Genomic DNA, 7,181 nt, shown 5'->3' on the forward strand with positions numbered 1-7,181 from the left:
TCGACGACATCCCCGGCGGTTCCGGGGCGTGGTTCCGGCACCGCTTGTAGGAAACGCCCAACGGCGACCGTTCGTTCCGCGGACTCTTCATGTCATCGACGCCTGGTCGGGCGGCGGAACGGAGTGCTCTACTTCACACCATCGCCCACTAACGAGGGGTCGCGGAAGAATCGACGCGACCGGACCGCACTGCGCAGGACGAGGACGAGCATGGAATTCCTGAGGCCATCCACGCTGGTGGAGGCCCTAGAGGCCAGGAGCGCCCACCCCGACGGCGTCCCCATCATGGGTGGCACCGACGTGATGGTGGAGCTGAACTTCGACAAGCACCGCCCCTCGGCGCTGATCGACCTGACCCGGGTCCCCGAGCTGACCGAGTGGGGGGTGGACGGCGACCGCACGCGTCTGGGCGCCGGTGTCCCCTACACCCGGATCATCGAGCACCTGTCGGGCCGGGCGCCCGCGCTGGCCAAGGCCTCGCGGTCGGTGGCCTCCCCCCAGATCCGCAACCGGGGCACGGTCGGCGGCAACCTGGGCGGGGCCTCCCCCGCCGGGGAGGCGCACCCGCCTCTGCTGGCCACCGACGCCGAGATCGAGCTCGCCTCGGTGCGGGGCACGCGCCGGGTCCGGGCCCGCGACTTCTACCTGTCGTTCCGCACGACCGCACTGCGTCCGGACGAGCTGATCACCGCGGTCCTGCTGCCCGAGGCCGCCGGACCGCAGCAGTTCGCCAAGATCGGTACCCGCAACGCCATGGTGATCGCGGTGACCTCCTTCAGCCTGGCGCTGGACTCCGAGCGGCGGGCCGTGGGCACGGGGATCGGCTCGGCCGGACCGACGCCGCTGCGTTCGGAGGCGGCCGAGGAGTTCCTGGAGGGTGAGTTCGACTGGGAGGACGGCCGTCCCCTCTCGGAGGCCGTGGTGCGCCGCTTCGGTGAGCTCGTGGCCTCCGCCTCCCGTCCCATCGACGACCAGCGGGGCACCGCCGAGTACCGCAGGCACGCCCTCTCCGTCATGGCGCGCCGCGCGCTGAGCTGGTCCGTCACCGACTACCGGAAGGGGTCCGCGCGATGCGCGTGAATCTGAACGTCAACGGTGAGGACGTCACCGCCGACAACGTGTGGCCGGGCGAGAGCCTGCTGTACGTGCTGCGTGAGCGCCTGGGTCTGCCGGGCAGCAAGAACGCCTGCGAACAGGGCGAGTGTGGCTCGTGCACCGTCTACTTCGACGGTGTGACCGCGTGTTCGTGCATGATCGCCGCCGGGCAGGCCGAGGGGCGCGAGGTGCGCACCGTCGAGGGTCTGGCCGAGGGGACGGGCAAGGGCGGCGACCGGACCCTGGGCGTGGTCCAGGAGGCGTTCGTGGAGGCGGGCGCCGTCCAGTGCGGTTTCTGCACGCCGGGTCTGCTGGTGCAGACCGACGACCTGCTGGAGCGCACGGTGGGCGCGGGCCTGGGCGCTCCCGGGGACGCCGAGATCCGCGAGGCGCTGGCGGGCAACCTGTGCCGCTGCACCGGGTACGAGAAGATCATCGACGCCGTGCACCTCGCGGCCGGGCGTCGTGCCGAGGAAGCGGGGAGCGGCTCATGAGCCGGACCGTGGTCATCGAGGGCGCCCACGTCGTCACCGTGGACGGCGCCGAGTACGCCGACGGGCACGTGGTGTCCCGGGACGGTGTGATCACCGCCGTGGGCGCGGGGCCCGCCCCGCGTGCGGAGAGCGGGGTCGAGCGGATCGACGGGCGGGGCTGTGTGGCCACGCCGGGTCTGGTCAACACCCACAACCACCTCTACCAGTGGGCCACCCAGGGCCTGTTCGCGGACGGCACGCTCTTCGAGTGGCTGGTGGGGTCCTACGAGATCTGGCACCGCCTGGACGCCGACGTGGTCTCGGGAACCACCTCGGCCGGGCTGGCCCACCTGGCGCTCTCGGGGTGCACCACCGCCTCCGACCACCACTACATCTACCCGTCGGGGCGCGGGGACATCGTCACCGCCGAGGTCGAGGCCGCCCGCGAGGTGGGGATCCGCCTGGACCTGGCGCGCGGTTCGATGGACCGGGGGCACAGCCAGGGCGGTCTGCCGCCGGACAGCGTGGTGGAGACCCTGGAGGGCGCGCTGACCGGCACGGGCGCGGCGATCGACGCCCACCACGACCCCTCCGCCGCGTCCATGACCCGGGTCGCGGTGGCGCCGTGCTCGCCGTTCTCGGTCTCCCGCGAGCTGATGACCGGTGCCGCCGAGCTGGCCCGGGACCGGGGTGTGCGCCTGCACACCCACCTCGCGGAGACCCTCGACGAGGAGGAGCAGTGCCGGGCCGAGTTCGGGTGCACCCCGGTGGAGTACGCCGAGAAGCTCGGCTGGCTGGGTGAGGACGTCTGGTTCGCGCACGCCGTGCACCTGTCGGACGCGGCGATCGGCCGGATCGCGGCCACCGGTACCGGTGTCGCGCACTGCCCGACGTCCAACGCCCGCCTCGGCGCGGGCATCTGCCGGGTGCCGGAGCTGCTGGAGGCCGGGGCGAAGGTGGGTCTGGGCGTGGACGGTCCGGCGTCCAGCGAGCTGACGGGCCTGGCCGGTGAGATGCACCAGGCCCTGTTGATGGCACGGGCCCGGAAGGGTCCGCAGGCGCTGACCGCGCGTCAGTCCCTGGAGCTGGCCACCCTGGGCGGCGCCCGGGTGCTGGGCCGCGACGCGGAACTGGGCTCGCTGACGGTCGGCAAGCAGGCCGACGTCGCGCTGTGGCGGGTGGACGGGTTCGGCTTCGACGTGATCGCCGACCCGGTGGTGGCGCTGACCTTCGGTCCCGTCCCGCCCCTGGAGCGGCTCCTGGTCGGCGGGAACACCGTCGTCGACCGCGGCGAGCTGCGCACCCTGTCCGCCGAGACCGCCGCCGCGCGGGGTCGTGCGGCGCACCGATCCCTCATGCAGGAGGCGAACCGCTGATGACGGCGACGACCAAGACCGTGACCACGGACCTGTCCAGCACCACCAAGGACGGCCTGGGCGCCAGCCCGCGCCGCCCCGACGGCACGCTGAAGGTCACCGGGGAGTTCGCCTACTCCTCGGACCTGTGGATGGAGGGAATGCTGTGGGGCGCGACCCTGCGCAGCCCGCACCCGCACGCCCGCATCCTGGGCATCGACGTCACCGAGGCGCTGAAGCTTCCGGGCGTGGAGGCGGTGCTCACCCACGAGGACGTGCCCGGCGCCAAGCGCTACGGCCTGGAGTACCAGGACCAGCCGGTGCTCGCCTTCGACAAGGTGCGCTACAAGGGCGAGGCGGTGGCCGTGGTGGCCGCCGACCACCCCGAGACCGCCCGCCGCGCGATGGAACGCGTCCGGGTGGACTACGAGGTGCTGCCCCCGGTGAGCGACCCGTTGCGGGCCGCCCACGACCCCGACTACCCGCTCGTGCACGAGGAGGGCTCCCTCCCGGTCCACGAGGAGTACCGGCAGAGCGGCAACCGGGTGCGTCACCAGCCCATCCGCACCGGTGACTTCGTGGCGGCGGCGGAGTCGGAGGAGGAGCGGCGCCGGGTCCTGGAGCGCCTGCGCGCCGAGTCCGACGTAGTCGTGGAGACCGAGTACGAGGTCGGCATGCAGGACCAGGCCTTCCTCGGGCCGGAGTCGGGGATGGCGGTGCCCGCCGAGGACGGCGGCGTGGACCTGTACGTGGCCACGCAGTGGCTGCACGTGGACCAGAAGCAGATCGCCCCGGCCCTGGGCCTGCCCCAGGACAAGGTGCGGCTCACGCTGGCCGGGGTGGGCGGCGCGTTCGGCGCCCGCGAGGACCTGTCGATGCAGATCCACGCGGCGATGCTGGCGCTGCGCACCGGCCGGCCGGTGAAGTTCGTGTACAACCGCGAGGAGTCCTTCTACGGCCACGTGCACCGGCACCCGGCCCGGATGCGCTTCGAGCACGGTGCGAGGGCCGACGGCACTCTGGTGTTCGCCACCCTGGAGATCGTGGTGGACGGTGGCGCGTACGCGTCGGCCACCCCCGCGGTGGTGGGTGTGGCCTCCTCTTTGGGCATCGGCCCCTACGAGGTGCCGCACGTGATGGTGGACGCCTACGGCGTGTACACCACCAACCCGCCGTGTGGTGCCATGCGCGGCTTCGGCGCGGTGCAGGCCTGCTTCGGGTACGAGTCGCAGATGGACAAGCTCGCGGCGGAGCTGGGCATGCACCCGGTGGCGCTGCGGGTGCGAAACGCGATGGCGCAGGGGTCCCGGATCATCACGGGCCAGGAGATCGACATGCCGCTGCCCATGGCGGAGATGCTGGAGCGCGCCCGCGACCTGCCGATGCCGGTGGAGCGGGAGGCGCTGGAGGACCCCGCCGACCAGCGCACCCTGCCCGGCGGAGTCGCCGGGACCACGCGCGGCGAGGGTGTCGTGCGCGGTGTGGGGTACGGCGTGGGCCTGAAGAACCTCTGCTTCTCGGAGGGCTTTGACGACTACTCCACCGCGCGGGTGCGCATGGAGATCGTGGGCGGTGAGCCGGTCGTGCTGGTGCACACGGCCGCCGCCGAGGTCGGCCAGGGGCTGGTGACGGTCAAGGGGCAGATCGCGCGGACCGAGCTGGGGGTGGAGAAGGTGGCGATCGCTCCCTCCGACACCCAGGTGGGTTCGGCCGGTTCCTCGTCGGCGTCCCGGCAGTCGTACATGACCGGCGGTGCGGTCAAGATGGCCTGCGAGGCGGTGCGCGCCTCCGTGTTCGCGCTGGCGCGGGAGCGGGGGATCATCCCGGCGGAGGTCGCCGACTCCGAGCTGTCGCTGTCCGGGGGCAAGGTCGTGGCGGAGAGCGCGGGGGCTTTGGTGTCCCTGGCCGATCTGCTGGGTGAGTCCGCGAGCGGCGGCACGGTCGTGGAGGAGACCCGCGAGCACCACCACCGGCCCACCGAGATGCTCGACCCGACCCTGGGGCAGGGGGCCTCGCACACCCAGTTCGGGATGTGCGTGCACCGTGCCGTGGTGGACGTGGACGTGGAGCTGGGCCTGGTGAAGGTGGTGGCCCTGGACGCGGTCCAGGACGTGGGCAGGGTGCTGCACCCGCAGCAGCTGGCCGGTCAGATCCAGGGCGGTTCCGCCCAGGGGCTGGGGCTGGCGCTGATGGAGGAGATCCAGGTCAAGGACAGCGAGATCCGCAACCCGTCCTTCACCGACTACCTGATCCCGACCATCCTGGACATGCCCCCGATGCGCATCGACGTGCTGGAGCACCCGGACCCGCACGCCCCGTACGGGCTGCGGGGCGCGGGTGAGCCGCCGACGCTGTCGTCGACCCCGGCGATCGTGGCCGCCGTGCGCGCCGCCACCGGGCGTCCGCTGACGCACGCGCCGGTGCGTCCGGAGGACATCGTGGGCATCGAGCTGTGACCCGTGGCCGCCGCCGGGTGCGGCGGCCACACCCGGAGGGGTGACGTCGCCCGTCGCCCCTCCCCTCAGTCGCCCGCCCCGGATCTCCGACGCCCTCGGCCCCGGGGCGGGTCGTCAGGACGGAAGCGCCCTGACTCACCCATGTTTGACTACTCCAAGTAGCAAACCCCCCACCCATGGTGATTACCACCGTGCTCATATCCCTCCAGGAGGGGACGTGACCGAATCCAACGACACCGGCTCGCGGCCAGGCCCGCGCTCCGGTACGGATCGATCCTGGCTCGACCGGTTCTTCTTCGTCTCCGAGCGGAACTCCACCTTCGGGCAGGAGGTCCGCGGCGGACTGACCACGTTCATGGCGATGGCGTACATCATCGTCCTGAACCCGATCATCCTCAGCGGTGTGGCCGACGTGAACGGGGACCACCTCTCCGCCGGACAGCTCACCACGATGACCGCCCTGGCCGCCGGGCTGGTCACCATCATGATGGGCGTCGTCGGCCGCGCCCCGATCGCCTGCGCGGCGGCCCTGGGCGTGATGGCGGTGGTCGCCTACCAGGCGGCCCCGGTGATGGCCTGGCCCGAGGTGATGGGCCTGGTCGTCTGGCAGGGTGTCGCCATCATCCTGATGGTCGTCACCGGCGTACGCACGGCGGTGATGAACGCCCTGCCGCACGACCTCAAGCTCGCCATCGGGGTCGGCATCGGCCTCTTCGTCTCCCTGATCGGCCTGACCAACGCGGGCTTCGTCAGCGCGAGCGACGGCGGCAGCCTGCTCCAGATCGGCGCCGCGGGCGGCGGCGGGCACCTCGACGGCTGGCCCATCGTGGTGTTCGTGGTCGGTCTCGTCCTGGCCAGCGTGCTGCTGGCCCGGCAGGTGCCCGGGGCGATCTTCTACGGGATCATCGGCGCGACCGTGCTCGCCGTCGTGCTGCACTCCGTGCTGCGGCTGGATCCCGGCTCCTGGGGCGGCGGCGTGCCCGCGCTGCCCTCCAGCCCGGTGTCCCCGCCCGACTTCGGCCTGCTGTTCCAGGTGGACATGTTCGGCGCGTGGACCACGGCCGGACCCACCACCGCGGGGGTCATCCTGTTCACGCTGGTCCTGGCCGGGTTCTTCGACGCCCTGGGCACGATTCTGGCGATCGGCACCAAGGCCAACATCGCGGACGCCGACGGGCAGATGCCCCGGGTCAACCAGATCCTGGTGACCGACGGCGCTGGTGCGGTGACCGGTGGCCTGACCAGCTCGTCGGCGACCCTGGTGTTCGTGGAGTCCACGGCGGGCGTGAGCGAGGGCGCCCGGACCGGGTTGGCCAGCGTGGTCACGGGGCTGCTGTTCCTGAGCGCGGTCTTCTTCGCCCCCGTGTTCGGCATGGTGCCCGCCGAGGCGGCGTCCGTGGCGATGGTGCTGGTCGGCGCCATGATGATGATGCACGTGGGGCAGATCGCGTGGACGGACATCGCGGTGGCCATCCCGGCGTTCCTGACCATCGCGATCATGCCGTTCGCCTACGACATCGCCAGCGGGATCGGCATCGGCATCATCGCGCACACCGTGATCAGGTCGGCGCAGGGACGGTTCCGTGAGGTCGGGTGGCTCATGTGGATCATGAGCGCGGTGTTCGCCTTCCACTTCGCGATGCACGCCCTGGGGCTCTGAGCGGGCGGGCCGTCCGCACACGGCCCACGCCACCCTCCCGGAACGGCCGGGGGGCCCGGGGGGGGAGGCGGCCACCACACCCACCACCAGTCTCTTATAAACAAAAGACGCAGCCCACGACACGGAGAGGGTATTTGTAGGT

Annotated in this window: 5 protein-coding genes; all 5 read left to right on the plus strand. The window is 72.0% G+C overall.

Annotation, left to right across the window (positions count from 1 at the left end; all coding sequences use genetic code 11):
• Nucleotides 1-210: 210 nt before the first annotated feature.
• The 5 genes from ACFW3L_RS04775 (at nucleotide 211) to ACFW3L_RS04795 (ending at nucleotide 7,039) form a co-directional block, all read left to right on the plus strand.
• Complete coding sequence (locus tag ACFW3L_RS04775) at nucleotides 211-1,080, plus strand: FAD binding domain-containing protein (protein ID WP_378736413.1); 870 nt, start codon at nucleotides 211-213, stop codon at nucleotides 1,078-1,080.
• Nucleotides 1,071-1,589 carry a (2Fe-2S)-binding protein gene (locus tag ACFW3L_RS04780; RefSeq protein WP_378736414.1) on the plus strand — a complete coding sequence of 173 codons (519 nt, stop codon included), beginning with the start codon at nucleotides 1,071-1,073 and terminating at the stop codon, nucleotides 1,587-1,589. The genes ACFW3L_RS04775 and ACFW3L_RS04780 overlap by 10 nt, the downstream gene beginning before the upstream one ends.
• Nucleotides 1,586-2,944: an 8-oxoguanine deaminase gene (locus ACFW3L_RS04785; RefSeq protein WP_378736416.1), complete on the plus strand. Its 1,359-nt coding sequence runs from the start codon at nucleotides 1,586-1,588 to the stop codon at nucleotides 2,942-2,944. Before ACFW3L_RS04780 ends, ACFW3L_RS04785 begins: the two co-directional genes overlap by 4 nt.
• A complete protein-coding gene (gene pucD / locus ACFW3L_RS04790) occupies nucleotides 2,944-5,379 on the plus strand; it encodes a xanthine dehydrogenase subunit D (protein WP_378736419.1) in 2,436 nt (811 codons plus the stop codon). Before ACFW3L_RS04785 ends, pucD begins: the two co-directional genes overlap by 1 nt.
• Nucleotides 5,380-5,596: 217 nt before the next feature.
• Nucleotides 5,597-7,039, plus strand: coding sequence for an NCS2 family permease (locus tag ACFW3L_RS04795; RefSeq protein ID WP_378736421.1), 1,443 nt, complete (start codon nucleotides 5,597-5,599; stop codon nucleotides 7,037-7,039).
• Nucleotides 7,040-7,181 lie beyond the last annotated feature (142 nt).

It is taken from the genome of Nocardiopsis sp. NPDC058789, from assembly GCF_042745575.1.
In the GTDB taxonomy this organism is placed as follows: Bacteria; Actinomycetota; Actinomycetes; order Streptosporangiales; family Streptosporangiaceae; genus Nocardiopsis; species Nocardiopsis eucommiae.